24 protein-coding genes are annotated in these 23,796 nt (G+C 56.9%); 4 read left to right on the top strand and 20 right to left on the bottom strand.

Annotation, left to right across the window (positions count from 1 at the left end; all coding sequences use genetic code 11):
• Positions 1-138: 138 nt before the first annotated feature.
• From B5F88_RS02450 to B5F88_RS02420, 7 genes are all read right to left on the bottom strand, one after another.
• Positions 139-735 carry a hypothetical protein gene (locus tag B5F88_RS02450; RefSeq protein WP_087341406.1) on the bottom strand — a complete coding sequence of 199 codons (597 nt, stop codon included), beginning with the start codon at positions 733-735 and terminating at the stop codon, positions 139-141.
• The gene (locus B5F88_RS02445) at positions 719-1,084 is read right to left on the bottom strand and encodes an LPD28 domain-containing protein (RefSeq protein ID WP_087341405.1); all 366 of its coding nucleotides are present in this window, start codon (positions 1,082-1,084) and stop codon (positions 719-721) included. The genes B5F88_RS02450 and B5F88_RS02445 overlap by 17 nt, the downstream gene beginning before the upstream one ends.
• A gap of 12 nt (positions 1,085-1,096) precedes the next feature.
• On the bottom strand, positions 1,097-1,939 hold the full coding sequence (locus tag B5F88_RS02440) for a DUF3560 domain-containing protein (protein ID WP_162612098.1): 843 nt from the start codon (positions 1,937-1,939) through the stop codon (positions 1,097-1,099).
• 69 nt (positions 1,940-2,008) lie between these two features.
• Entirely contained in the window at positions 2,009-2,410 is a 402-nt protein-coding gene (locus B5F88_RS02435) for a DUF3846 domain-containing protein (protein ID WP_087341403.1), read from the bottom strand.
• Between the two features lie 44 nt (positions 2,411-2,454).
• Positions 2,455-3,132: an antirestriction protein ArdA gene (locus tag B5F88_RS02430; RefSeq protein ID WP_087341402.1), complete on the bottom strand. Its 678-nt coding sequence runs from the start codon at positions 3,130-3,132 to the stop codon at positions 2,455-2,457.
• A 4-nt stretch (positions 3,133-3,136) separates the two neighbouring features.
• Positions 3,137-5,338 (bottom strand): ParB N-terminal domain-containing protein, encoded by a 2,202-nt coding sequence (locus tag B5F88_RS02425; RefSeq protein WP_087341401.1) that lies wholly within the window; start codon positions 5,336-5,338, stop codon positions 3,137-3,139.
• Positions 5,339-5,452: 114 nt separating this feature from the next.
• Complete coding sequence (locus tag B5F88_RS02420; RefSeq protein ID WP_087341400.1) at positions 5,453-6,400, bottom strand: DUF6017 domain-containing protein; 948 nt, start codon at positions 6,398-6,400, stop codon at positions 5,453-5,455.
• A gap of 71 nt (positions 6,401-6,471) precedes the next feature.
• On the opposite strand from B5F88_RS02420, the gene B5F88_RS02415 reads away from it, so the two are divergent.
• Positions 6,472-6,987 (top strand): tyrosine-type recombinase/integrase, encoded by a 516-nt coding sequence (locus B5F88_RS02415; RefSeq protein ID WP_242959598.1) that lies wholly within the window; start codon positions 6,472-6,474, stop codon positions 6,985-6,987.
• 428 nt (positions 6,988-7,415) lie between these two features.
• Here the strand turns inward: B5F88_RS02415 and B5F88_RS21705 are convergent, their stop codons facing one another.
• The 7 genes from B5F88_RS21705 to B5F88_RS02385 form a co-directional block, all read right to left on the bottom strand.
• Positions 7,416-7,550: a hypothetical protein gene (locus B5F88_RS21705; RefSeq protein ID WP_275532901.1), complete on the bottom strand. Its 135-nt coding sequence runs from the start codon at positions 7,548-7,550 to the stop codon at positions 7,416-7,418.
• A gap of 48 nt (positions 7,551-7,598) precedes the next feature.
• Complete coding sequence (locus B5F88_RS20150; protein WP_140402043.1) at positions 7,599-7,904, bottom strand: hypothetical protein; 306 nt, start codon at positions 7,902-7,904, stop codon at positions 7,599-7,601.
• Between the two features lie 416 nt (positions 7,905-8,320).
• Entirely contained in the window at positions 8,321-9,445 is a 1,125-nt protein-coding gene (locus B5F88_RS02405) for a Gfo/Idh/MocA family oxidoreductase (protein ID WP_087341397.1), read from the bottom strand.
• A gap of 21 nt (positions 9,446-9,466) precedes the next feature.
• Positions 9,467-10,303, bottom strand: coding sequence for a carbohydrate ABC transporter permease (locus tag B5F88_RS02400; RefSeq protein ID WP_087341396.1), 837 nt, complete (start codon positions 10,301-10,303; stop codon positions 9,467-9,469).
• Between the two features lies 1 nt (position 10,304).
• Positions 10,305-11,225, bottom strand: coding sequence for a sugar ABC transporter permease (locus tag B5F88_RS02395; RefSeq protein WP_343286447.1), 921 nt, complete (start codon positions 11,223-11,225; stop codon positions 10,305-10,307).
• A 76-nt stretch (positions 11,226-11,301) separates the two neighbouring features.
• Complete coding sequence (locus tag B5F88_RS02390) at positions 11,302-12,678, bottom strand: sugar ABC transporter substrate-binding protein (protein ID WP_087341394.1); 1,377 nt, start codon at positions 12,676-12,678, stop codon at positions 11,302-11,304.
• A gap of 171 nt (positions 12,679-12,849) precedes the next feature.
• Complete coding sequence (locus B5F88_RS02385; RefSeq protein ID WP_087341393.1) at positions 12,850-13,719, bottom strand: AraC family transcriptional regulator; 870 nt, start codon at positions 13,717-13,719, stop codon at positions 12,850-12,852.
• Between the two features lie 629 nt (positions 13,720-14,348).
• On the opposite strand from B5F88_RS02385, the gene mobC reads away from it, so the two are divergent.
• The 3 genes from mobC to B5F88_RS02370 all read left to right on the top strand — a co-directional run bounded on the left by mobC (position 14,349) and on the right by B5F88_RS02370 (position 17,521).
• Positions 14,349-14,708: a plasmid mobilization relaxosome protein MobC gene (mobC, locus tag B5F88_RS02380; RefSeq protein ID WP_087341392.1), complete on the top strand. Its 360-nt coding sequence runs from the start codon at positions 14,349-14,351 to the stop codon at positions 14,706-14,708.
• Positions 14,677-16,125 carry a relaxase/mobilization nuclease domain-containing protein gene (locus B5F88_RS02375; protein WP_140402042.1) on the top strand — a complete coding sequence of 483 codons (1,449 nt, stop codon included), beginning with the start codon at positions 14,677-14,679 and terminating at the stop codon, positions 16,123-16,125. Before mobC ends, B5F88_RS02375 begins: the two co-directional genes overlap by 32 nt.
• A gap of 244 nt (positions 16,126-16,369) precedes the next feature.
• Complete coding sequence (locus tag B5F88_RS02370; protein WP_087341390.1) at positions 16,370-17,521, top strand: site-specific integrase; 1,152 nt, start codon at positions 16,370-16,372, stop codon at positions 17,519-17,521.
• A gap of 450 nt (positions 17,522-17,971) precedes the next feature.
• Here the strand turns inward: B5F88_RS02370 and B5F88_RS02365 are convergent, their stop codons facing one another.
• The 6 genes from B5F88_RS02365 to B5F88_RS02335 all read right to left on the bottom strand — a co-directional run bounded on the left by B5F88_RS02365 (position 17,972) and on the right by B5F88_RS02335 (position 23,647).
• Positions 17,972-18,265: a DUF2442 domain-containing protein gene (locus tag B5F88_RS02365; protein WP_087341389.1), complete on the bottom strand. Its 294-nt coding sequence runs from the start codon at positions 18,263-18,265 to the stop codon at positions 17,972-17,974.
• A gap of 11 nt (positions 18,266-18,276) precedes the next feature.
• Positions 18,277-18,543 carry a DUF4160 domain-containing protein gene (locus B5F88_RS02360; RefSeq protein WP_087341388.1) on the bottom strand — a complete coding sequence of 89 codons (267 nt, stop codon included), beginning with the start codon at positions 18,541-18,543 and terminating at the stop codon, positions 18,277-18,279.
• Positions 18,544-18,792: 249 nt separating this feature from the next.
• Complete coding sequence (locus B5F88_RS02355; protein ID WP_087341387.1) at positions 18,793-19,047, bottom strand: type II toxin-antitoxin system RelB/DinJ family antitoxin; 255 nt, start codon at positions 19,045-19,047, stop codon at positions 18,793-18,795.
• Between the two features lie 139 nt (positions 19,048-19,186).
• The gene (locus B5F88_RS02350) at positions 19,187-20,179 is read right to left on the bottom strand and encodes a prealbumin-like fold domain-containing protein (protein ID WP_140402041.1); all 993 of its coding nucleotides are present in this window, start codon (positions 20,177-20,179) and stop codon (positions 19,187-19,189) included.
• Between the two features lie 233 nt (positions 20,180-20,412).
• A complete protein-coding gene (locus tag B5F88_RS20145) occupies positions 20,413-20,778 on the bottom strand; it encodes a hypothetical protein (RefSeq protein ID WP_140402040.1) in 366 nt (121 codons plus the stop codon).
• A gap of 1,021 nt (positions 20,779-21,799) precedes the next feature.
• Entirely contained in the window at positions 21,800-23,647 is a 1,848-nt protein-coding gene (locus tag B5F88_RS02335) for an AAA family ATPase (protein ID WP_343286449.1), read from the bottom strand.
• Between the last annotated feature and the right edge of the window lie 149 nt (positions 23,648-23,796).

Below are 23,796 nucleotides of genomic sequence, written 5' to 3'. Positions count from 1 at the left end.
CACGTCTCACCGTGAGACGCGATTTCGTGGGGTATTAGGGGGCCATGCCCCCTAACAAGGGTCATTTGTGCTACCAAATGACATACTTGCTAAGACAGCGCCGCCAAAGGCGGCGCTGTGCGCGGTTGGGGAGAATTGTTATCGCCCCGGATGGGGGCGACGCTTTGCCGTGGGCTTTTTTACTTTCCCAGTCTGCCAGCGGTGTTCCTCCATAATAATACGGGCCAGTTCCGCCTCATTTTCTGGTGCGTAGCGGATGCGGCGGACGCCGCCGTGTCCCGGCAAAATGGTGGCAATCTGGTGTGGATTCTCTTGGTAGGGGACTGTGATGGTGTGACCGCTCTCATATTGGATGGTCATAGTAGAGGCAATCAGGGCGTGTCTCTGCACACGCCGCACCTGCTCCCGGTAGTTTAGAGGGATCACGCGCCCCACGACCCGGCCATTCTCCCGGCCTGTTACGGTGATGCGGTACGCCTTGATTTCATCTGGCTCGTTCGCGTAGTAGGTCCAAATGGAGTAGGCGCCTGTCCCATACAGGAACGCCTCCCTTTCCTTGACACACCATGTCCCGGTGGGTCGGCTCATCCAGTAGAAAACACGGTCCTCCATGTTGGGCTCCTGGACAGCTTTGGTCAGTTTTTCCACATCGTAGGAGAAGTCGGAGCGGTAGGCTTTTGTGTTTGCCTCCATCACGCGGGCCAGAAAAGGGATCAGATCAATCGTGTTTTCCATAGCGGTCTGCCTGGGGGCCATAGTCCGGGGACAGGTACTTTTCCTCAAACTCGGCGGGGGTGTAGCTCCCAGCCTCAATGTCCAGGAACAGGTCGCCCGGCTCGATCTCCCGCTGGCCGTCCGTCGTCAGGTGGATCTTCACTGGGGAGAGCACTGTGCCCAGAAACTTCTCTCCGGCGTCAGCGGTGAGGCACCGGGGGCTGTCCGGGAACGTGGGGCCGGACATAAGCTCGTAGTGGTGGAGGCCGGGGTAGACGTTCTCGGTGGCAATACGGTTAGGGCTGAACAGGGCCGGGATGCCAAAAATCTCGATCTCCCGCATACGCTCCTGATTGGTGTTGTGTTCCATTTTCAATCACTCCTATCGTGTCGGGCCCGTTTTGGGCTTTCGCTTGGGTTGGATTTTCAGGGGATCGGTGCCGTCCTTAGGTTGGATGGCTGTAATCCGGCTGGCGGAATAGATGGCGTTATCGGTGAGCTGGCGCTGCCACGCCCCCTCGCTCCGGGCCCAGTGAAAACCACGGCTTTTCATTTCCTGGCGCAGTTCCGCACTGGGGATTTCGTCAAAGAAAACTTGCAGACGGTTGTTTTCCGCGTTGGCAACGACTTTGCCACCCTCAAACTCCCATCCCTGGTAGCCCAGCTCCCGCGCCTCGGTGAGCTGTTTGATTCGCGCTTGCAGTCGGCGGATTTCCTGGCTGTTGTTTGAGAGGGCATAGGGTGGATAGGGAGTTTTCTCCCAGGAGTAACCGTTCCGCACCCGGTCGTCCAGCTTCTCCGCTTGGTCATCCGACAGACCGTGAAAACCGCGGCAGGTGCCGTGTTTGCGGTAGTAGGCGTTGATCTGTTTCATCCGGGTTTGGGCCACTTGCAGGCTCTCCAGCTTCTCCGTCAGCTTGGTCAGGGCCTCCGGGTCATCCGAAAAGATTGCGGTATTGCGCTCTGCGGCCTCTGCCTTGTGCTCGTAGTAGGCCGCCTTTTCCGACGCGGCGATGGATTTCTCCATCTTCTGGTCTGACCGTTTCAGTAGATTTCGGTGTCCCTGTTCTGAATGGTGACCTACCAAAATGGGTTGGCCGGGAGGGATATGCTCAAGCATGGAAATGGATTCATGGGAGAGTTGTCGGCGCTCCTGTCTTGCCTTTTCCGCTTTTTCGCGGTAGCGGTCAATCCGGGCCTGTTTTCGTTCCTCATACTCGCTCAAAGGCACTCCTCCTTATGAATAAAGTAGTTCTCATTCCCGATGTTTCTAAGGGCCGTTTTAAGGGATGGCCTACCTTCCGGGCCCTTTCCGTTGCGGAGGGGCCGGGCCCCGTTTAGGCTGTGGCTCCACCTTGATCGTCACCGGCTCGTTGCCCCGTGCACCCAGCAGGATTTCCGCATGATGATATTTGGCCTTATACCGGGCCATTTGCTCCGGCGTCAGGGAACAGAAATTATCCTTGTCCAGTCCGCAGACAAAGAACGGGCCCCAAATGCCGCCGTAGCCGCCCTCCACACTCCGATTAAAAGGCATACTCAGAAATAGGCTTTCATCGTTGCTCACCAGGGCAACGGGTTCCTTAAAGGGATAAATGGCGCTGATGTGTCCACCTACCGCCGCCTGCATTTCCTCCAGGCCGTTGATCTCCTTTTCATAGGGGGCCATTCCAGGCTCCACCATAAGGACACGCATGGTCGATCCGCTCCTTTCCGAAAATAGATACAAAAAAAGCGCCCTCACTGGCGCTTGTGCCGGGGGCTGTCCCGGCCATGCTTTGGGTTGAGGCGCTTGACTTTGACACGCGGGGGATATTGGAACACTTTGTATTCCCGCGGGATTTCCTTGCCGTCGTAGATTTCCTGGAACGTAGCGGAGCGGTGGTGGAAGATGTAGCCCTGGGGCGTCAGATCCCCGTTTTCGTTGATGGCGGTAGTCTCCCCATACTCCGCATAGTCAAAATAAAATCTCGCCTCTTTCGGCAGAGAGAAGTCCCGCCGGCTGTCCACCAGATACCGGCCGTAGTCCTCATAGGTTTGGACCTCCGGCAACAGGGTGTATTGTTCCAGATTGCAGGGATAACTCAGATTGATTAAATCCTGTACGCCGTTGCAGTAGTCTCCGTGCCGGACAGCGGCAATAAATTTTGTCAATTCCTCCGGGGAAAGGCGCTCCAGGCGGCAGGCCAGATAGTTCAGCTCGTCAATGTGGGCGTACTCACCCAGGAGGGGTGCGATCCCGTCGATCCCGATGGAGTAGTCCTTGACGATCACTTCCTCATAGCGTACACCGTCTACACCGATGGCGCGCAGGGCCGCTTGCACCTGCTCTGTGGTAGTGGGAAAAGAGAGAGGTGTCTCTGCCACGATCCCGGCGGCGTGTTTGCCCAGGTTGGCGATTACAGCAGTAAATTCCATATTGTCACCTGGTTGGGCCTTTCTTGAAAATATCTTTCTTCTGCTCTTTTTTCTCCAAACGTTGGCGGCGTTCCTCAAGAGCGTCGTAGATGCTCTCCTCGATCTCGCGGGGCGTCATGGTCACATCGGGGAAATACTTCCGCAGCCGGTCCCCGGCCAGGATGACCTTGGTGTATTCAGGCCGGTCCTGTTCCCCCTTGCGCCCGTCAGCCTCTTTGCTGACTGGCTCTGGCTTTTTGCCTGATTCCACCGGGGCCGGTGCGGGAGCGGCCTGGGTAGGCGATTCCTGGGTAGCGGGCTTGGGCTGCTCCGGCTGTGGTTTCGGGTCAGGGGAGGGCGGCAGGGGCGGTTCCCCCTGGGTGTCGGGTTTTGTTCCGACCTGGCTCTGGGCGGGAGCTCCCGGCGCGGGCTGGGGCATGGGGACGACTTTGGGCGGTTCCAGTACATTTTCTCCCTCCAGCACTAACCGCATGGAGTTCTCGTCCAGCTTGCCCGCCTTTTCCACCTTTTTCATGTATTCAATTCGCTCGGTAGAAAGTTTATAGCCCAGGTCGTTGAGATGCAGCACCTCGTCCTGATTCTTTGGTTTCAAGAAAGAGATGGCCGATGCGACAGATAGGGGCAGGCTCCCGTCATCCACCCGGTCGCACACATCCTTGGACGCCTCGGACAGACGGATGATGCGGTTGAGCTTACTGACAGACATCCCCATCTCCTGGGCCAGCTTCTCGTCGCTGTTCAGCTCCTCGGCGGTGGGAGCGCCTTTCTTCTTCCGCCCGGCCTTCTGTTTCATGCCCTCCATCTTGCCGCGCAGGGCCCTGGCAAGGTCATAGGTTGAAATATGGGGGCGATGCAGGTTGCCGTCATTGACCAGAATTTTTACATCCGCGTCGTCGAGCTTCTGGATGATGGCGGGGACAGGGTAGTTCAATTCCTTGGCGATCATGTGGCGGCGCTGGCCGGACACGATTTCCAAACCGCCGCCCTCTGGGTTGATACGGGTCAGGACCGGGTCTTTGACGCCGTTGAACTCGATGGACTTCTTCAACTCCCGGTAGTCCTCGCTGTTTCGATCCACCGTGATCGTGTTGTATTTGGACTTCTCCAGATAGCCGGGGTGGAGGACGATAAAGTAGGATTCCCCCTCCTTGGGGCTGGGCAGGTCGTTCAGCGCCTTTTCGTCCGGGGGCGCCAGTCTGTCCTCGAATACTTGGGTGATCTGTGTCCCAGCGGGGCCCTTGGCGGTGGGGCCGGTCACGATGGGCTTTACCTCTATTTTGCTCTCCACGGGCTCTTTGGGCTTGGGTGTAGCGGCAGGGGCATCCTTGGTGGCGACTGTCTCCTTGGGTATGCCGGTGGTCTTGCCGTCCGGTTTGGCCTCTGTCTTGCCCACGGCGGGCTGTTCTTTGGATTTGGGAGTATCAGAGGCAGGGGCGGGCCCATCCTTAGCGGGGGCGGTTTCCTTGGGGGTGTCAGCGATCTTTCCGTCCGGCTTGGCCTCCGTCTTGCCCTCGGTGGGCTGCTCCTTGGGCTTGGGAGTACTGGCGGCGGGGGTGGCTGGCGCCTCCTTACTCTCCTTGGGGGTGTCGGCGGCCTTGCCGTCCGGCTTGGCCTCCGTCTTGCCCTCGGCGGGTTGCTCCTTGGGCTTGGGAGTACCGGCGGCGGGGGTGGCTGGTGTCTCCTTGCTCTCCCTGGGGGTAGGGCCGTCCTTGGCGGGAGTTGTCTCCTTGGGGGCGTCGGCAGTCTTGCCGTCTGGTTTGCCCTCTGTCTTACCCATGGCTGGCTCCTTGGGTATTGACACAGTGGCAGGGGCGGGCTGTTCCGTTTTCTTCTCAGCGGTGGGATTGACCAGCTTGCCGGGGATTGGCAAAGCAGGCTGGTTCTGGACCCGCCGGTGGTAGTCCACTGCCTCCTGCAAGGTCATTTCGTAGACAAACGCCGGAATATCCTGTTTCTTGGCAAGTTCGCTCCCACGGCGGCGGCGGTATCCAGCCACAAGCTGATATTCGCCGTCCTCCCGCAGCCGGAGAATGACCGGCTCTTTGACGCCGCTGGCCTGGATGCTGCTCACCAGCCCGCCGTAGCTCTTGTCCGGCTGCTTGGCGATAAATACGCCGGGCAGGTCATGGATTTTTGACAGGGAGATGATTTGGGATGACGGGCGCTCCGCGGGGGTGCCGGGGGTCTTGCTGGGTTCATCTGCCATAGGGTTTCCTCCTTAAAATAATTGCTTAAAATTGCGTCTCACCGTGAGATTTGATTCTTTTCCGGCCCCAAAATTGCCTTATGCCGGATTTGTGTCTCACGGTGAGATTCAATTCTAGCCGAAGTCATGCCGCACAGCGGCGGAATAGTAAGGGCCTATCGTCACCGGCGCGTTATATAATGCCGTGAGCAGATAGGCCCGGATATTATTGATTTTTGTGGTGGTCTGCTTGAGGGAGTCAATCACATACTCGATATGGGAGCTGTCCAGCTGTAAAAATCGTCGCTTGACGGTCTCCGCTGGTAAAACCTCCTTGCCGATGCGAATGGTGGAGGCGGTACTGCTCACCACGTCCACGATCAACTCCAAAAGACTTTCCACATCGTCATAGGGACATTGACGGCTCAAATAGTCATAATCAATATTCGCTTTGATCTGCTCTCTCTGCTCGTATCGCTCCATCTCCGATCCGCCCCCCGCTGGGGGGCTGGGGGGATAGATGGATGGATCAGGATAGCTAAAATCAGTTTGATTCTGATTAGTATAATTAGGGTCGGTTTTCTCGACGCCTGCACGTCGGCTTTCCCGACTTGCTGACGTCGGAGAAATCGACTTCTGCACGCCGGAAAAATCGACCCCTGGAAAGGGCGTAAAAGGAGGCTGTTCCGGCGGGGCTGGCTGTGAGGGTACAGCGCCGGTGGTGAACCGTTTTACATAGAGCTTGGTTGGCTTTCCCTGGCCCTGCCTGACGCGGCGGATCAGGCCCACGCCTTTCTTGGTGTCCAGGTCTGCCAGCATCTTCATGGCCTTATCCCGGCCGCAGTTCATGTCCCCGCATATCTCCTCGACGGTGTAGTAGATATACACGCGCCCGTCCTCGTCGTACCAGCCGTTCTTGACGGACAGGCTCATACGGTCTAACAGCATACCGTACAGCAGCTTGGCGTCCGTGGATAGGTGCTTAAAACGGGGGTCTGTGATAAGCTGGCGGGGGATGCGGAAATAGATAAACTGTTCCGCCTCGTCGCCATAAAAATATTCCGATATTGCGGCCTCTGGCATGGTCGGCTCCTCCTTTTGGGCAAAGAAAAAAGCACGATTGTCAAATCGTGCTTTTTTCTGGATGTTCAATTTTGTCACAAGGTCTTGGTTTTACGGTAACTGCCTGGTTTTTTCTTTCTTTTCGTCTTGGTGGTTATGAACAACTTCCTGATCTGCGGCATACCTTCGCCACTGCCTCCCTGGAGCACGGGATGGATGTAAAGACGCTCTCCACCATCATCGGCCATGTGTCCAGCAGCACCACGCTGAATATCTACGCCCATGTCACAAACGAAATGCAGAGGACTGCGGCAGCAAAGATTGATCAGGGCATTGGTAAGAAAACTCCAACGGCAGAAGCAGAAAATACTCCCCGGAGACCTGCCCCCAGCACCTTTCAGCCCTACAAAGGACAACGACGCAAACCCGGTACCGGCTGCATCAGCCAAATTAACGACCACCTTTGGGAGGGCCGATACTCCCCCGTCGTCAACGGCAGGCGCATGGCCCGGAACATCTATGCCAAAACTGAGGCAGAATGCGAGAAAAAGCTGGCGGAACTCATCAGGCAGATGAAGTCGGAAATCGCAACAGAGAAAGCCAGCTAAAAAGTATCAGGCCTCTGGAGCACACACTCCGGAGGCCTGATTTTTTCTGTCTGTGGCTTGTTGTGTGGTCAACTCTTTGACCACACAATGTTACACCGTTAGAAAGTCACAAAAGCAAGACAAAAACCGCCCTTTTCAAACGAAAAAAGCGGTTTTTTGGAGCTGCTATCCGGATTTGAACCGGAGACCTCATCCTTACCAACTGATTGGGAGGGTGAGGTCGGCTGCTTTTGGGGCCTTTTTACTCTTTTTTTGTCCGGAGCGCCGTGCTATCCGGTACTCTTGTGTCCGTTGATTCCGTCCGCTTTTTTCGGCGTGTGGGTCACGGTGTGGGTCAGTTGGAAACCTCATCGTCGAAAAAACGGACTGGCTACGCCTGAAGTTCCCGTTTCACCATTTCCCGCTCGTAGTTGATGCGGGTAATCTCCTCAATAAACACCCCCCTGTGCCGGAGTGGTCTTGGGCCAGGATACGCCAAACTTTCTGCACATGGAGAAGAACGTCTGATACCACAGCCGGTCTTCTTCGCTCTCGCGGGTAAAGTACCACCTGGCTTCGTCCATAGTCAGCTCTCCTCCAAGTAGGCTGTAAATATCATCTGTGCGGCTTCATTACAAATCAGATATCTGGGTGCCGCATCCCGTCGCTCTTCCAGGCACCCGGAATGCTCCGAAATCCCGCTCGTAGTGTCTCGCCAGCTCCGGCGTCTTCGCATTCAGGGTTACATCACCGTTAAATCCGGCGTCCACAGACAACTGGATGCCATAAGCTACCATCGTCTGCCCGACACCCCGATATTTGGATACGGCGGTGCGGGTTGGGTTGCTCTCCGGCTCGCTCTCCATATAGATGATATGGACGGCCAGATTTTCTTCCCTAACCTCATAGGCGCTAAGAGCCACCAGCGCGCCCTCCATAGTCTTGAGCGCATACAGATCAAAGCGCTCGTAGTGATATATTGCTGGTCCAATCCATCTGCCATGGATCGGCCATCGCTGCCTCCAGATCCCGCTTCTCGGCTTTGGCGATGAATATAGGCGCCCTTGCTCGATCCACATCCCAAATATGGAGTACAAACCGTGCCATACCACCACTGTCCTTGATGCTTTCCTATATTGAGTATGCTATATTCATCGAGCTTTTACAACAATATAAGGTTATGCAATGTACTCGGCTACGATTTTAAATCGCTTGCTCAGGAATTGCGCCGGTATAAACAATAAAAAGGCTCCACGGGTCCCAAAGGGTAATACCCGGTGGGCGGACTGCGGTTTGTCAGTCTGCTCACCGGGTACTCACTCGCAATTCTGATCATCGGGGATAAACAATCAGTTTATTGGCCTGCATGGCCTCCTGTGATCTCCTCCACCCGGACCTTGCGATCCTCCCTCAGGGAGAGGGTGGCCGCATCGGCGGCGGCGATGGCCGCCCGGGCGGCCTGGCCGGTCATGAGGGGCTTGAACTCGTCGGGGACGCTCTCGCCGTGGAGAACCCCGTTGAAGAACTTCATCTCGTTCTTCATGATGCTATGCAGCCACAGGGGGGGCTTCTTGCCCGGATGGCCGTACTGGATGGCGCCGTCCATCTCGGTGGAGTGGTAGATCCGGGTACGGTCGTCGTCCTCCTCCTGAGTCTCGTGAACCAGGTAGTGCTCTTCCCTGCCGTCCTTGGTCTTGACGGTCATACCCACGTTGCACATGTCGATGCGGATGGCGCCCTCGGTGCCCTCGATGAGCACATAGTGCTCCGGCCAGTGGAAGGCGGAGCCGTACTCCACCACCGCGTAGGTGTTGTTGCCGAACTCCATGTTGAGGAAGAGCATGTCGTCCTCGTCGCCGAACTGCTTACCCTTGTGGGCCACGTTGCCGCCGGTCATGGTCACCTCAGTGGCTGGGCCCATGATGAACTGGATGCAGTCCACCTCGTGGATGTGGTGGTACAGGTGGCCGCCGGACTGGGCCCGCACCTTTTTCCAGCTGATCTCCGGCTGGGGCTCCTCCCAGCCGTTGCGGGCGGAGTGGGCATAGAGCACCCGGCCGATGGCGCCCTCGGCGATAAGCTGCTTGGCCTTGCGCACGCCGTGGAAGAAGTTCATCACGTGGCCGGCCATGAGGATCACGCCGTTCTCCTGGGCCGTGCGCACCATCTCGTCGCAGTCGGCGTAGGAGAGGGCCATGGGTTTCTCACAGAACACATGCTTTTTGTGCCTGGCCGCAGCCAGCACCGGGCCCTTGTGGAGGTAGTTGGGGGTGGCCACGATCACCGCGTCCACGTCCGGACGGCCGCACAGCACGTCCAGGTCGGTCTCCACATCGCAGCCGTACTCTTTGGCGATGGTTTCGCCGTTCTCGGGATCCAGGACGGCCACCACCTTGGCCCCTTCCTGCTCGTTGAGAATCCGGCCCAGCTCGGCGCCGAAATAACCAGTACCTACAATTGCATATCCGATGGTCTTCATCGTTCCAATCCTTCCTTTCCCTTATTTCACCGCGCCGTCCGCCAGACCGCCGGCGATCTTATTTTGGATGATGCAGAAGAAGATGATGGAGGGCAGAACCACAATGGCGCTGGCAGCCATCATGGAACCCCAGTTTAGGATGTCCGCGCCCTCCAGGGTCTTGACCGCCACGGACAGGGTAGTCTTTTCCGAGCTGCTCACCAGCAGCAGGGCGTACAGGAATTCGTTCCACGCGTTGATGAACACATAGATGGCGGTGGAGACGATGCCCGGCCGTACCAGGGGAAGCACAATGCGGGTGAATACCTGGAAGCGGTTGGCGCCGTCAATGCGCCCCGACTCCTCAATATCGATGGGCACCGTTTTGAAGAAGCCCACCAGCATCCACACCGCGTAGGGCACGCTGAAGGACATGTACACCAGCACCAGGGCAATGCGGGTGTTGGTCAGGTGCAGGACGTTCATCACCACCGCGTAGGGGATGACCAGCATGATGGAGGGGAACATGTAGGTTGTGATGAGGATCTTGGTCATGATGTTGCCCAGTTTGGGGAAGAACCGGATGATGCCATAGGCCGCCAGGGCGGAGATAAAGGTGGCGATCACCGTGGTGCACAGGGCCACGATCAGGCTGTTTTTGATGTTGGTGGTAAAGCCCAGGGTGACCAGCACCGTGTGGAAGTTCTCCAGGGTCCATTCCATGGGCAGGATTTTGGTTGGATTGGCCAGCATCTCCCCGCTGGACTTGAAGGCGGAGACCAGCAGCCAGATCAGGGGGAATATGCACAGCACCGACAGCACAATAAGATAGACATAGGAGAAGCACCCGCCAGGGGAGAAGCGTCTTAGTTTTTTCATCTCACTTGTCCTCCTTCTCCCAGCGGTTGATCACCGTGAAGTAGAGCACACACAGGATCACCAGGAAGAGCAGCAGCAGAATGGAGGCCGCCGACGCCTTGCCTACCAGCCGGCCGGTCCAGCCGGTGTCGTAGATGAAGATGGGCATGGTGGTACTGGCCCCCGCCGGGCCGCCGCCAGTGATCATGTAGATGATGTCGAAGTTGTTGAATACCCACACGGTGCGCAGCACCACCAGCAGACCCACCACCGTCCGGATGTGGGGGGCGGTGACGTATCGGAAGGACTGCCAGCTGCTGGCCCCGTCGATTTGGGCCGCCTCGTACTGATCCTGGGGGATGGTCTGGAGGGCGGCGTACACATTAACCATGATCAGCGGAGCGCCAAACCAGATGTTGATGAAAATTAGCGTGGGCAGAACCAGATTCTTGTCGCTGAGGAACTGAATCAACTCCGGCGTGATGCCCAGATCCCGCAGCAGGGTGGGGACAAATCCATGGATGCCGTTGAGGAGCCACTTCCAGGTCATGGCTGTGGCGATGGCCGGGAATGCCCAGGGGATGATGGCGAAGATGCGGAACAGGTTCTTGGCCACCTTGTTCTGCACCCGGTTCAGAGCCAGGGCCCCGATAAAGCCCACGATCAACTGCCCCAGCACGCTGAACAGGGTCCACAGGAGTGTGTGGCCGAAGGCGGAGTAGAAATCCCCGTCTGTCAGGATATCAATGTAGTTTTGCAGGCCGACCACATCGAAGTCGTTCCGGATCATGGTCTTGTTGGTGAAGCTGTACATCAGTGTGGACAGCAGCGGATAGATCAGCAGGCAGATGACCACCAGCATGGCCGGTCCCACAAAGATCCAGCGCGTCGCCCGGCTTCCCTGGATCCCTCCGGAGCGCAGGGTACGCTTGGGAATTTTCAATGCCAACCCTCCCTTTCCTTTTCGTCTCATGTGGAGGGGGCGGAAGGAACCCTTCCGCCCCCAGGTGGTTCAGCCGTCAGGCGACCATGGTTGCAAAGATCTCGTTCAGTTCGTCCTCGGCGGCCTTGGCGGCGGTCTCCACATCGGTGCCGTTGGTGATGATGTCCTGGAACATCTCCTCAATGACACCCTGGCTGGTCAGCAGGCCGGCCTGGGCGCTGGGCCCGTGCTCGAAGCCGATGGCGGTGCCCTCCTCCACAGCCTGGGTGATGATGGCGGCCTCGTCAGAGAACTGCTGTACAGTGGGGTTGGACAGATACTCCTCATTCTGGTCGATGCCCTTGATGGAGGGCAGCATGCCCACGGGTACGGCGGCCAGGAAGTCCAGGTAATTGTCGGTCTGATACAGATACTCGATGAAGGCCTGGCAGATCTCGGGGTGCTCGGAGTTGGCCCAGGTCACCAACGGGATGTGGGTGGCCTCGGCACTGTAGTAGGGGTCGTCCTCGTTCATCTTGGGCAGAGGCGCGCAGGAGATGTAGTCCAGCAGGTCGGGGCGGTTGGACTCCACGCCGCTGATCTGGAAGCCGGAGTTGAAGTCAAAGGCTGTAGTGCCCTGATAGTACAGGGTGGCGTGGTCGTTGACGGTGTAGTTGATGGTCTCGGCGGGTGAGCAGTTCTTGTACATGTTCACCCAGTAGTTGATGCCCTCGATGGCCAGGTCGCTGGTCAGGTTGGCGGTGAGATCGTCGTTGAGCAGGCTGCCGCCTCCGGAGCGGACGTAGTAGTTCAGGTAGCGGGTGCACAGCAGGTCGTTGGGGCTGCAGGAGACGGCGCAGCCGTACAGGCCCTCGTCGGGGTTGGTCAGCGCCACCGCTGCGTCATAGAACTCGTCCCAGGTGGTGGGTACCTCCAGCCCGGCCTGCTCCAACAGATCGGTACGGTACCACATGACCTGCGCGTGGGAGTAATAGGGGATGCCGTATGTAGCGCCGTCCATCGACATGTCGGCCAAGGCGTTTTCGGAGAAGAGATCCCGACCGATGGCGTCGATGGTGGAGTCCATGGGGACCAGCACGCCGGCGTTGAGCATCTCCACCACCTCGCCGGTGTTCTGGGCGGTGCTGATGTCAGGCAGATCGCCGGTGGTGATGCCGGCGTTCCACTTGGTGTTGAAGTCGCCCCAAGCCATGGTCTCGATGTTGATGGTCACGCCGGGGTTGTCAGCCATAAACTGGTCGGCGGCCGCCTGGATGGCCTCCATGCGGGCGCCCTGGGTGAAGGAGTGCCAGAAAGTGATCTCGCCGGAGAGTTCGCCGGCCTCGCCGGCGGGCTGGAAGCTGGTGTTGGCGGGCGGATTGTCGGTTTCGGCCGTTCCGCCTCCGCCTCCACATCCTGCCAGAAGGGAGACCGAGAGGGCCGCTGCAAGGGACAGAGACAGCAGTTTTTTCATATTTGGGATCCTCCTTACCTCACTTTTTAGTAGTTTTGACTACATCTAAAGTATACTTCCGGGTTTGATCGGAAACAAGGACGTAAAGCGATCATTGATAGCATAAAACGCCCAAAATTTGGGCGTTTTATTTTGCGAAATCCGTCTATGCTTTGTGATATTTTTCACAAATTATTGTGCATTTCTCCGATACTCCTGCGGGGACGCGCCGAAGTTCCGGCGGAACATCCGGGAGAAGTAGTTGGGATCCTCGAACCCCACCTCATAGGCGATATCGGAGATCCGCGCGTCGGTCACCAGCAGCCGCCGGGCCGCCACCATCAGGCGCAGATCCTGGATAAAGGCGCCGGGGGACTTGCCGGTGTACCGCTTGAACAGGCGGCGCAGGGAGGAGGGGCTCAGGTTGGCGGTTCGGCACAGGGACTCGGTGGTAAACTGCTCGGTAGGGTGGTCCACGATGTAGTCCACCAGGGCGCCGATGCGGGGATCCTGCTGGGGCAGGCGGTTGAGGTGCAGATCGTAGCGGAGGGTGAAGGGGGTGTCCTCCCGGACGGTGCTGCTCCGCGCCGGCTGCCCCCCGGCCTGCTCCACCAGCCAGGCGATGATCAGCTCCAGATTGCCCCGGACCCGGAAGGCCTTGCCCGGGTTCTGGGAGGTGGCGCTGCGGTACACCTGGTCAAAATAGGAGAGGATGGAGGCGTCCCCGGCGCAGTCGTTGACCAGCCGGATGTGGAAATGATCCCGCAGCAGATCCTCCGCGCCCAGCTGGGTGGCGGACTTGAAGCGAATGGAATAGAACTCAAAGGTCTGGTCCATGGTGTGGCAGCTCAGCCGGCAGCCGTCGGGAAGGTATACAACCTGTCCCTCGTGGACCAGGAAGGACCGGCCGTCCACCACAAATTCCGCGCTGCCCCTCAGGATGTAGCGCACCATGGCGTAGGGCAGGTGGCTGTCCGGAAAGACCCACCCCGCACCAAAGACATAGCGGTCCACATAGAGAAAATAAAATCGCATGGCCGTATAGAGTTGGTTCTGTTCCATGGCGGGCCGCCTCCCCTGTCGTATTTACCATATTTTATCACCCGGATAAAGAAACCGCAATATGATCGCTTTGTCCTGCCGCGTATACGCTCGGGCTGTTCTGAGTCCTATCGTTGGGTGGAGAAGCACACAGAGGGGAACAGATGACGCGCGGTAGTGGAATCAGGCAACAGCCAGCAAGCGACCCGTGTGCCCCGCTGTAAGCCCTGTGTGCCTCGATTGGGGAAGCTCAGAGCCTCCCCCCCTCCCGAGGTTTTTGAGGCCGGATCAGGCCGGTTTCGGAAGCCCTCAAGGGGCAAAGGACGAAGCAGGATAACCCCTAATTACACATCTCCCCGCAGTGCGGAGAACGCCTGGGTCACCGGTACTTGTACGGCCTGGGGAGCAGATTTTACCCACCCTCGGGTGGGGCAAGCAGAGCATTTGGCTTGCCGCAAGCGGCCGCCAAACGCATTTTTGCGGGCAGAAGCCCGCACCCACTTTCCCGTCGGGGGCCCCCCACGGGGCTAATTGATAACAATCTGATAACAGTGGCCGGTTACACTGGCTATCCACAAAAAGATCTGGTATGGTGTGCTTCCCAGTGATGGGGGTACGCCATACCAGATCTTTTTACGGAGGTGAAATTCATGGCAGAGAGGACAAGAAGCCAGGTGGTTGCCTTCCGGGTGACCAAAGCGGAACGGCGGCAGATCGAAGGGAAGGTGCGCAAGTCCGGCCTGAGCCAACAGGCATATCTGCTCCGGGCCGCCCTGGAGGAACCCATCTGCGTGGTAGAGGAGCTCAGGCCCATCCTGGCGGAGCTGCGGGGCTGGGGCCGGAACCTGAACCAGCTGGCAGTGCTGGCCCACACCGGCCGGGTGCAGACGGTGTATCTGCGCGAGTGCACGGAGGTGTTGGGCAAGACCTACGAGGCGGTAAACCGGCTGCTGACAGAGAAAGACGGGGTGATCTCCTGTGGCAACGTGCAGCTTCATCCGGGAACATAAGCAGACCGCCGGGGCCATGGGCCGGGTACTCCACTACGTGTCCCAGGAGAAAAAGACGGTAGATCTGGACGGGCAGAAGTATCTCTCCGGCGTCAACTGCGGGGCAGAGGTGGCACAGCAGAGCTTCATGGCCACCAAGAATCTGTACGGCAAGGCCAGCGGCACGTTCTTCTACCACTACGTCCAGTCCTTCTCTCCGCAGGAAAACGTGACTCCGGCACAAGCCCACCAGATCGCCCTGGAGCTGGCGGAGCGGTTCTTCCCCGGCTGTGAGGTGCTGGTAGCCACCCATGTGGATGCGGAACATCCCCACTCCCACTTCGTGGTCAACTCCGTCCACCCGGACACGGGGAAAAAGCTCCACTTCACGCCCAAAACCCTGGAGCAGATGAGGGCGGTCAGTGACCAGCTCTGTCTGGAGCACGGTCTGTCCACTTTGAAACCATATCAGCAGAACCGGCGCACCAAGGGGCTCCGCACCGGGGAGTATCGGGCCGCGGTGCGGGGAGAGAGCTGGAAGTTCCGGCTCATCACCACCGTGGAGGCGGTCATGGAGTTGGCCGGCAGCCGGGAGGAGTTCATCCGGGAAATGGAGCGGCGGGGTTACCGGGTGCGCTGGGAGGACACCCGGAAGTGTATCACCTACACCACTCCCACCGGGATGAAGTGCCGGGACGACCGGCTGCACGAGGAAAAATTCAGAAAGGAGAAGATGGAGCATGAATTCCGAATCCGGCAGCATGCAGCACAACAGTGCACTAGACATGCTGAAACAGAGGCAGAAGATCTCCGCCGGGCCGCCCACCTTGATGGAGCAGCAGCCCAACATCCTCTACACCATGCCGCCCCAGACTGTGGAGCGGCTGGAGGATGTCCTGCGGAAAACCCTGGCGCTCCAGGAGACGATCCGGGCAGACATGGAGCTATTGGCCACCAAGGAGAGCCTGAAGTCACTTGCTACTTCGCAGCAACTGACTGGATGGCTGAGCGAGACCAACCGCCTTCATCAGAGGTTCCGCCTGACGCTGCAAGAGGCGTTCACAAAAATGAAAGAACAGCAGAAACAGGATGGGAATCGGCGCGAAGAATTTATGAAGCAGCTCTCCGAGCAGGCCAAGGAATTTCGAGGGGATGGCGCAGAGTTGATGAACACCTTACGGAGATGGGCTGCCCGCACCATCCTGAGTTCCGCGGCGGCGGTCGTGGTGATCAGCATCCTGGTCTGTCGGCTGCTGACGTGACCGAGGACATCCTCCGCCTGCTGGCCAGGCTGGAGGGTAATCCCGGCGAGGATGTGGTTGACGCCACCGTGCGCCGTCAGCACGGCGACCGGAAGACCCTGGCCAGGGAGCAGAGAAAGAAGATTGCTATGGGCCACAAGGCCGATGATCACGAGCAGGGTCAGCAGATGGGTTGATGGAAGCCCAGTCTCCGCACTAAAATTCGGTGCGGAGACTGGCTTCTTTAGGGATTGCCCACTCAAATTCTGCGCCGCTATAAAACAAAGAGAACGGCTTTCTCCCCGGGTGGAAAGTGATACACCGTTGACAAAGAGATCTCCTCTTGGGCAAATTGATAACAGTTTGATAACTCTGGCCGCTGGGTATGGCTATCCACAGGAAGGTGTGGTATGTTGTGTTGCTGCAAAGGAGGCGATCACCATGGCAAAGAAACGGGCCAACGGGGAAGGGAACATCCGCAAGCGAAAGGACGGCCGCTGGGAGGGGCGCTACACCGCCGGATACGATGCCAAGACCGGAAAGCGAATCATCCGAAATGTACTTGGCAAAACCCAGGCGGAGGTCAAAGAAAAGCTCAAGGCGGCACTGGAGGAGGTCAAGGGCATCGATGTAGGCCGCTCTGAGGACTACACCGTGGCCACCTGGCTGCGGACCTGGTATGAGCTCTACGCCAAGCCCAATGTCCGCACTGCCACGGCCAACCGCTACGAGCTGATCATTGAGCACTACACTATTCCCCGCATCGGGAGTGTCAAGCTGAAGAAACTGACCACCCGGCACCTGCAGAAGCTCTACAAAGAGTTATTGGAGGGCGGCAGAATACACATCGGAAAGAACCAGGACAAGGGACTGAGCACCACCACCGTCCGCAGCGTCCACCTGATGCTCCACTGTGCCCTGGACCGGGCCGTGAAGGAGCGGCTGATCCAACGGAATCCCTCTGAGGACTGCATCGTACCCAAGCCCCGGAAGCTGAACATGAAGATCCTGCCACCGGAGCACATCCACGCCTACCTGGAGGCCGCCAGGGCGCGGGGGCTCCTGCCCATGTTTTATCTGGAGCTGGCCAGCGGCCTTCGGAAGGGAGAACTGGTGGCTCTGCGGTGGGAGGATGTGGACATCCAGAGCAGGACGATCTCGGTGAGCAGGCAGTACGTCCGCAACCCGGACGGTTCTCTGGAGCTGACCCTGCCCAAGACGGAAAACTCAGTGCGGCTGGTGTCTATCCCCCAGGCAGCGGTAGAGCTGCTACTCCAGGAGCATGAGAAGCATCCGGACAGCCCCTACCTGTTCCCCTCGCCCCTTACCGGAGAGATGTACCACCCGGACTCGGTAGTCAACCTGCATAAGAAGATCCTGAAGGACGCTGGGCTGGAGCACATCAGGTTCCATGATCTCCGGCACACCTTCGCCACCACAGCCCTGCAAAATGGCGTGGACGTGAAAACTGTGTCCTCCATGCTGGGGCACTACGACGCCGGGTTTACCCTGCGCACCTACACCCACGCCACGCGGCAGAAGCAGGACGAGGCTGCCCAGACCATGGGCATCGTCCTGGGACAGGTTATATAACCGAGTAAACAGCAGCAAAACCGGGCGGGAAGGCAGATCTTCCCGTCCGGTGCTCTTTTGTCCTTTCCGGCCGTTTCGGCGTGTGGGTCACGGTGTGGGTCGGAATTTTTGAGCCACACCGTAAAACAACTTTCTGCAACAAAAAATCCCCGAAAACCGAAGTTTTCGAGGATTTTTGGAGCTGCTGGGCGGATTTGAACCGCCGACCTCATCCTTACCAATACGCCAGGGCTTATTTTACGGAATACCCATTCATCCCTCTATATCCCTTGTAGTCCTTGCGCCGCAATGGTTATATAGAATGTATTTCCTGTTTTGTCCCTGTTCATCCCTCTACACTTTACCCCATTCCGATACCTTGTTGGAAAAATGTTGGAAAGTTATCCTGATTGAACCGCTACTTTCTACCCGCTCTATTTCCCCTAATTTCCTTCGCATTCATCTTCTGCGCTATACGACATCCTCCGCAGGAGTCGAATTTTCATATAAATACTCCGGCGCAATATCGATATTGCCGTTATTCCAAGCGGTCACGCCATAGTCGATATACACCCCGCAGAAAACCTTCGGATCCTGGAGCGGGACAAATCCTGGTTCGTTCAGCAGCGGCTTAAAGTCGAATACCCTTGCCTCGCCAGTGTTGAATCGCAGCCACAGCTTATAGTCCTCTAGTGGGCGCACACCTCTGATTCTAATAACGGGTTTCCGATCACCGGCATAGGCGATACCGTCGACGATATACATAGAGTTCCTCCTTACTGCAGCGGGGCAATTTCGCCGGCAGGCATATTTCGGACTGCATTGTTCCACGCTCTGTACAACTCGTCCTCATGGATTACCGCCCAGGCCTGAACCATCTTCAGCTGCTTGATGGGGAGGCTACCGGACAAGAGCTCTCCATCAACCCCCACTGACGCCTCATATTCTTTGTAGTACACAAGGAAATGTGGACGCTGTAACTGGGCATCGTCACTGTAAACCATCTCAATCGCAATATCGTAAAACCTACAAAGTTCTGGCATAATCCGTTCTCCTTTATTATTGTGCTGGTTTATTTCTTCTGGTTTCGCTCAGCATTTTTAGGTGCTCTTGAAAGCGAGCTCCGCAAAGCATCGCCGAAAAGCCGCAAGCTCCTGATTCTTGGAGATATCAGCCCGTCCTTTTATCTTTTCTACAAGAAGAAGCAGGCGGTCGGATTTGCTTTGGCTGTCTGGCACGGCGGCTTGCGCCACCCGTCTCGAGCCCCCTTGGCACGACAACAGGTAGAAAAGTTATTCCGCCATCCTCTGGCAATCCGTGCCAGAGTCAAAAATGGTCTGCCTGGCATCGGCCAGCATCTGCTCACTTGGAGTCGCCTCAAGTGGTGCGTAAAGATTAACCGGAAACGGTATCCCCTTTGCGCGGACGAATGCCTTGGCAAAAATGTTAAAGGCATCGGATGTAGTCATTCCGATTTGAGCACAGATGTCCTCCATTTGGGCCTTGGTCTCGGCGTCTATACGAAAAGTTACATTAATGTCCATCATACCTGTCTCCTATTGTAGCGATTATATTGCAATTCTTTTATAAAATCAATCTATGTTTCTGACGGGATAAGCGAAGTGTCTGAGTAATTGGTGCGGAAGAACCTTGCCCCGGGCGTGCTGGGTGTGGACAGTGTGAAACTCAGGGTACTTGGCTGGTCAAAATCAACCAACCTGGCATATCCTTATGGCCATGCTCATAGCCCGGAGGGGCAATCTCCTCAGTCACGGTGTACTCGCCCGGCTGGATATAGTCCTCGCCGTCCGGATCCGTCCACTGGAACTGCAGCTCGCCGTTCTCGTCGGTCTCGAAGTCAGCGTCCACGCTGTTGGTCAGGCTCTTGAAATGGAAGGTGGCGGGGCCAATGCCGTTGCCATCCTGGTCTACCTTGTTGACCACGCCCTCCGGAGGCTGGGGCAGACCATTCTTAATGGCCACGCCGCCGTTGACTGCCGCCGCGGTTTCCTTGGTGGAGTTGTTGGTGGAGCTGACGGTAACATTGTAGCTGCTCCCGCTGGGCACATAATCTTCAGGAGCGGAAAGTTCCTTGAGGTAGAAGGTCTGAGTGCTGGAGGTCATGATGTTTTTAACATCTACATAAGTCCATTCATCGCCTGTCGTTGTGAATGTCATTACTTCAGTGCCACTTTGACAACCAGAATCAACATAGATCCCAAAGGTCGCCCCGGCGAGGTTGTTGCCGCTGAGGTCGGTCTTTTTGATCTTGATCCAGCCCTCAAACTCGTCAATAGGTCCAGGAGGGAGCACGGTAATGATAGGCTGAAGGTTGCCACCAGGGTAGTAAATATACGCTTCCCACTGGCCGTACTCGCCCTCGGCGTAAGCGGCGACCGAGTTGGCTACCCACCGGGCTACTTCCTCGTCAGTTTCATTAACAAATCCATTGGCGGCCTTCATGGTGAGGTTCCGCTCATGGGCGATCAGCATCTGCTGGTCGTGATCGGACAGGTCACTCAGCTTGTCGGCGCCGGCCAGCCATGCGGCAGCCTGAACCATGGCAGACCCAGTAATGCGCTCTTCCTCTGTGTAGTAGTAAAACTGGCTGCCCAGGTCTTCTTTGGCCTGATTCTTTTTCTGCGTGACAGACCAATCGGGGTGCTTTTCGTCGAGCATCCTGGAATAGAACCACTTCTGGCAATACGCGGCAAGAAGAGGCATGATAGGCCCGCTCTGCCTTCAGGCAGCAGATTGCGGGATCTACCGGGCACAGGAGATCCATCTTCACGACTTCAATGGCGAAGTCCAGGAAACGCCGCCTGGTGTATTCAGGCGCCTCTTTGAAATAGGGGTTGGAGCAGAGGGTTCGCAGATCAGCGGCATAGTACCCTGGAAACAGGCTGATGCGATCAGAGCTCTCCAGTTTGGACTTTCTCCAGAAGCATGACCAGGCCGTGATGGATCCTCCTTTCCTCGATGGGGTACTCATAAATATAGGTGTCGACCTCGTTGCAGGCGGGGGCATACCGCCCGCGTGCGAGCTCAAGAAAGATGTGCTGGAGCTTCTGCAGAAACAGGTAGTGGCCGTAGCCATGGTTATGGCAACCATCCCGGAACTCGGCCTTGGGCGGCTCGTATTGCTGAAGGATATTCAGGGTCTCCAGCAGGGCCTTCTTGGCATCATCGTCTCTTCCAGGCGGACCGGGACGGTATGAGACTGAGCCAACAAATGGGGACAGGATTCTTTCGATCTCTTTTTGTGGTGATGTTACCATTTGGGTGACCTCCCATTACAGATGTAGCTGCGGGAAAGCCCACTTCGTAAGAGGTGGGAGCAGTCAGTGTTCTGGACATATCTTATGCCCGTCTTTTGGGGGATCATCGCCACAGTTGGAGTCCACAAGGAGCTGGGCTTCTTTTTGTCTTTTCTACGGAGAAAAGTGGAGGGCGGGTTTTGCTCGGTTCTCTGGCCCTGCGGCACGCACCACCCGCTCCGAGCACCCCCACAGGCCGCTGGCCTGCTCAGCACGACACCCGGCGGATTTGGATTCCTGCCCGGCGGGGTTGCGCAAGATGCCAAGCTATTTGTTGTATCCAACACTGAGCAGGGCGGCCCCGCTGCGCTTGCAACCTCATCCGGGCGGCATCGAGCCGGGGGGGGCTTGGGGCGGGTGATGCATGCCGCCGCTCCAATCCCAAAGAATCAATTCCCGCCCCTCCCCTCGTGGATTTGGGTAAAAAAGAGCCCCTGGCTAAGCCAGGAGCCCTTAGAGGAGAACCGCTATAATGAGACGGCTCTTCGGGGTGCCAGCCAAACCTTCCTAAATATTAGGAAGTCCCCCATTTGGCTGGCGGTCTGCAAAACAAAACCCGTATTCGTTCCGATTATACTCTCCATCCAGCATGATGTAAAGCCTAATTGGGAACTGAACAACTATATGACTGGTGCGCAAAAAATATTCCATGAAATACAAAATATTCCTTGCAAATTTTCAGCAGGCCAGCACCAGGCCGCTGCTCCTGGCCTGCTCAGCCCGATACTCGGCGGATTTGGGCCCCTGCCCGGCGGACGCCGCAAGGACCAGCGCTCTTTGTTGTATCTAACGCTGAGCCGGGTGGCCCCGCCGCGCCAACAGCCTCATCATGGCGGCATCGGGCACTGCAGACCTAGCGGAGCGGTCTGCGTGGGGACTCGGGGCGGGTGGCACCAGCCGCAGGGGCGACAACCAGAAGAAATCCAAGCCCTCCTTATCTCCGTAGAAAAGACCCAGTGACGCGGCCATCGGTCATAGAGCCTTAGCCTACCGCTACCGCGACATTTTTCCCACTGAACGCTACCCCGTACTTGAAGATAACCGAAACTCCCCTGGCCACCATGTCCACCTCATACTTCCGCTCATTGATCTGCTCCAACGCCGCCTTCGCAAGCTGCTCCAGCTTTTCCTGTGAGCATTGCTTTTCGGCCTTCAACTCGATCAATATCCCTGGCAGTGCCGGCGTCTTCGGCATGATCTGAATATCATACCTCCCCTCCCCCGCTTCCCGGTTAGATGTGGTATAGGAGCCGCTCAACATGGTGCAGAGCCCCAACATAAAGCCGTGATAAAAGTTTTCTCCGACCGTATCGAAGCAGCTGACCGACTGGAGCAGCAGATCATGGATCAGCTTCTGGATCCGTTGCCCGTCCCCAGAATAGATAGCCTCCTGGACGGCAATCACGGTGGACTGTGGGATAATGTTGTTGAGTTTCTGCAGGATCTCCTTGCGGTAGACAAAGGAAATCTCCTTGTTGGGCAGCGCCAGCTCGCACATGTAGTCGTCACCGAAGGAAGAATCGACCTTGACGGCGTTCAGATAACCGGCGACCAGAAGAAAGCTGTAAATCGCTGACGGGTTCTGCTTTATTTGAGGATAGATCACGCTGGTGTCAACATAGGAGACAATGGTTTTGCCGGAGACCAGGGATGTCAGCTTCTCATAAATATCCTGGTCTGCCTGAGCAATGACCTCGCCGATGATCTCGTTGCTACCGGTAGACAGCCAGAATGCCTTGGGCTCGCAGCCGGAGTTGAAGTAGTTGATCACGGACCAGGGGTTGAAAATCTCAGATTTGCCGAACCGGTAGCCGTCGTACCACTCGCAGATTTCATCATACTTCTCTGGCACCCCGTAGTACGATGCCATCTCCTTCACTTCGTCCGGAGTGAATCCGAAGTAGGAGCTGTACTTATTATCCAGGATGGAGTTGATCGTGATGTTATTGAGACCGCTGAAGATACTCTCCTTGGCAACACGGAGGATGCCGGTGAGGAAACCAAAGGAGAGATGCGGGTTATCCTTCAGGCCGCCGGAAAACAGGTTGCGCATGAATCCGATGACCTTGTCGTAGTAGCCGAGCGTATGGCCCTGCTGGATCGGCGTGTCGTACTCGTCGATGATGATGATAGGGGCGGTCTCGTAATGGGCATGGAGTATACGGGACAAATTCAGAAATACCATGGCCATATCCGATTCGCTGGCCGATCCCTCCAGGACTTCCTCTAAATACTTTTTATCATAGGTGGAGATCCGGTCGCTGTTCAGCAATTCCCGGTGGCGCTGAACTTCATTGCGGAGGATCTGACAGACCAGGTCGTAGGTATCCTCCCAAGAGTCGCATTTTACATCCTTAAAGGTCACATAGATCACGGGATACTTCCCCTGAAAATCTCGATAATACTTCCCGCAGGTCCAGATTTTCTTGTTTTTGAAATAAACAGAGGTGTCCTCCTCCGACTTTTCAAAGAAAACCCGCAGCATGTCCATGTTCAGTGTTTTGCCAAACCGGCGGGGGCGAGTGAACAGGGAAACCATGGGGCGTTCATCCAGGAAATTCTTGATCATCAAGGTCTTGTCAATGTAATAGTAGCTGGAGGAGGCCAGGCGGTAATCGCTAATCCCAATGGGCAGCGGAAGGGTCGCCGGCTTCGCAGACTGAATATACTCACCCGTCTTAATGCGCTTGTCAGCCGGTTTTTTGGCATCGGCTGGAATCATCCAACTGCGCCCCTGCTTGACAGCCCCTGGGATATCCCCATTTTTGCAAAGGTTAGCCACTTGGCGGTCCCCGATACCCCAGAGCGCAGCAGCTTCTTTGGTGCTCATATAGTTTACCATTGTGTTGACCTCCTTCCGATCTGGTTCTCTGATTGTATTATGAATGCCATTCGGAAGAATGTCAATATCCATCCGAAGTATATCAATTTTAATCGACATATTTCTGTAAAATGCATCGTAGTCTTGGCTGTTGGGGA

Source organism: Flavonifractor sp. An306, assembly GCF_002159455.1.
Lineage (GTDB): Bacteria > Bacillota > Clostridia > Oscillospirales > Oscillospiraceae > Flavonifractor.
Note: the sequence above shows the minus strand (reverse complement) of the source record. Positions and strands in the feature narration are given on the sequence as shown.

What these genes read in the sequence shown, in the direction of transcription:
- B5F88_RS02450 (WP_087341406.1), bottom strand. Translation starts at nt 735, where the DNA reads ATGGAAAACACGATTGATCTGATCCCTTTTCTGGCCCGCGTGATGGAG.
- B5F88_RS02445 (WP_087341405.1), bottom strand. Translation starts at nt 1,084, where the DNA reads ATGGAACACAACACCAATCAGGAGCGTATGCGGGAGATCGAGATTTTT.
- B5F88_RS02435 (WP_087341403.1), bottom strand. Translation starts at nt 2,410, where the DNA reads ATGCGTGTCCTTATGGTGGAGCCTGGAATGGCCCCCTATGAAAAGGAG.
- B5F88_RS02430 (WP_087341402.1), bottom strand. Translation starts at nt 3,132, where the DNA reads ATGGAATTTACTGCTGTAATCGCCAACCTGGGCAAACACGCCGCCGGG.
- B5F88_RS02425 (WP_087341401.1), bottom strand. Translation starts at nt 5,338, where the DNA reads ATGGCAGATGAACCCAGCAAGACCCCCGGCACCCCCGCGGAGCGCCCG.
- B5F88_RS02420 (WP_087341400.1), bottom strand. Translation starts at nt 6,400, where the DNA reads ATGCCAGAGGCCGCAATATCGGAATATTTTTATGGCGACGAGGCGGAA.
- B5F88_RS21705 (WP_275532901.1), bottom strand. Translation starts at nt 7,550, where the DNA reads ATGGACGAAGCCAGGTGGTACTTTACCCGCGAGAGCGAAGAAGACCGG.
- B5F88_RS20150 (WP_140402043.1), bottom strand. Translation starts at nt 7,904, where the DNA reads ATGGAGGGCGCGCTGGTGGCTCTTAGCGCCTATGAGGTTAGGGAAGAA.
- B5F88_RS02405 (WP_087341397.1), bottom strand. Translation starts at nt 9,445, where the DNA reads ATGAAGACCATCGGATATGCAATTGTAGGTACTGGTTATTTCGGCGCC.
- B5F88_RS02400 (WP_087341396.1), bottom strand. Translation starts at nt 10,303, where the DNA reads ATGAAAAAACTAAGACGCTTCTCCCCTGGCGGGTGCTTCTCCTATGTC.
- B5F88_RS02390 (WP_087341394.1), bottom strand. Translation starts at nt 12,678, where the DNA reads ATGAAAAAACTGCTGTCTCTGTCCCTTGCAGCGGCCCTCTCGGTCTCC.
- B5F88_RS02385 (WP_087341393.1), bottom strand. Translation starts at nt 13,719, where the DNA reads ATGGAACAGAACCAACTCTATACGGCCATGCGATTTTATTTTCTCTAT.
- mobC (WP_087341392.1), top strand. Translation starts at nt 14,349, where the DNA reads ATGGCAGAGAGGACAAGAAGCCAGGTGGTTGCCTTCCGGGTGACCAAA.
- B5F88_RS02370 (WP_087341390.1), top strand. Translation starts at nt 16,370, where the DNA reads ATGGCAAAGAAACGGGCCAACGGGGAAGGGAACATCCGCAAGCGAAAG.
- B5F88_RS02365 (WP_087341389.1), bottom strand. Translation starts at nt 18,265, where the DNA reads ATGTATATCGTCGACGGTATCGCCTATGCCGGTGATCGGAAACCCGTT.
- B5F88_RS02360 (WP_087341388.1), bottom strand. Translation starts at nt 18,543, where the DNA reads ATGCCAGAACTTTGTAGGTTTTACGATATTGCGATTGAGATGGTTTAC.
- B5F88_RS02355 (WP_087341387.1), bottom strand. Translation starts at nt 19,047, where the DNA reads ATGATGGACATTAATGTAACTTTTCGTATAGACGCCGAGACCAAGGCC.
- B5F88_RS02350 (WP_140402041.1), bottom strand. Translation starts at nt 20,179, where the DNA reads ATGCTCGACGAAAAGCACCCCGATTGGTCTGTCACGCAGAAAAAGAAT.
- B5F88_RS20145 (WP_140402040.1), bottom strand. Translation starts at nt 20,778, where the DNA reads ATGGTAACATCACCACAAAAAGAGATCGAAAGAATCCTGTCCCCATTT.
- B5F88_RS02335 (WP_343286449.1), bottom strand. Translation starts at nt 23,647, where the DNA reads ATGAGCACCAAAGAAGCTGCTGCGCTCTGGGGTATCGGGGACCGCCAA.